The sequence below is a fragment of the Magnetospirillum sp. WYHS-4 genome, assembly GCA_039908345.1.
Lineage (GTDB): Bacteria > Pseudomonadota > Alphaproteobacteria > Rhodospirillales > GLO-3 > JAMOBD01.
The window spans coordinates 1-1,126 of record JAMOBD010000163.1; the positions used below are offsets into that span (position 1 = coordinate 1).

Annotated in this window: 2 protein-coding genes; both read right to left on the minus strand. The window is 72.4% G+C overall.

Annotated elements, in window-relative coordinates:
* Window positions 1-315, minus strand: a 315-nt coding sequence (locus tag H7841_18610) for a BatA domain-containing protein (GenBank protein ID MEO5338870.1), incomplete at its 3' end; no start/stop codon positions are given.
* The coding region (locus H7841_18615) for a hypothetical protein (GenBank protein ID MEO5338871.1) at window positions 312-1,126 on the minus strand (815 nt) is incomplete at its 5' end. The genes H7841_18615 and H7841_18610, both read right to left, overlap by 4 nt.

A 1,126-nucleotide genomic window follows, 5' to 3' on the forward strand; every position in this document is an offset into this window, starting at 1 on the left:
GCCCCAGCCGGCCGCCGCCGCCCAGCCGTCGTCCACCGCCAGCACCAGCGGCCCCTGGCCGCGCAGGACCGGCTGGGCGTTCAGCAGCGGATGGGCCGCCCCCAGGACCAGAAGGGCGACCAGGACGAGCCTCAGCAGCAGCAGCCAGAAGGGAATGCGGTCCGCCGTCTCGCGCCTGGAGGCGAGGCCCAGCAGCAGCCGCAAGGGCGGAAAGACCACCCGCCGGGGGGCCGGCGGCGTCAGGCGCAGCCACCACCAGAGAACCGGCAGGGCCAGCAGTCCCAGCAGCGCCCAGGGTGCGGCGAAGGACATCATGCGGACAGCACCCGATGGAGGGCGAGAAGAGCTGTTTCGGGCGCCCGGTCGGTGCGATGGACGGCGAAGGTCCAGCCCCAGGCCGCCGCGATGGCCGCCAGCCCTTGGCGATGGCGGGCCAGGGCGTCGCCATAATCCTCGCGCAGGGCCTCGGCCCGGCCGGCCAGCAAGACGCCCTCGCCCTCCGGGCCCTCGAACAGCACCCGTCCCGTGTAGGGCAAGGTCTCCTCGGCCGCATCGAGGATTTGCAGCAGGTGGCCGCGCAGCCCCTCGCGGGCGAAAGCGGCGACACGTTCGGCCACCTGTTCCAGGGGCGAAAGGAAATCGCCGGCCCAGACCAGGCGGCCGTGGCGGGGCAGGGCTTCCACGGCCGGCAGGCCGGGCCCGCCGCCCTGGTCCAGTTCCCAGGCCAGGCGGTAGACGGCCTGGAACGCCTCCCAGCTCATGTCGGGCGGGCAGTTGATGGTCTTCGAGATGCTGGCGTCGACATGGGCCTGACACACCGCCTGGGTGCGCAGATGGTCCTCGACCGACAGCTCGAGCGCGGTGACCATGTGGTCGGGCAGGCCGTCCGTCGGCGCGGTGGCGGGATCCAGGCCGTGACGTCGGCACCACGCGGCGAAGCCGAAATCGACCACCGGGAACTCCTTGCGGCTTCCGTCCGGTCGCAGCACCTTGCGGAAATAGCGCCAGCCGAAGGTCGGCTCCAGCCCCGACGAGACGTTGCCGTAGTAGATGGCGGTGGTGCCGGTCGGCGCGATGGTCATCAGAACGCCGTTGCGGATGCCGTGCCGCGCGATGCCCTCGCGCA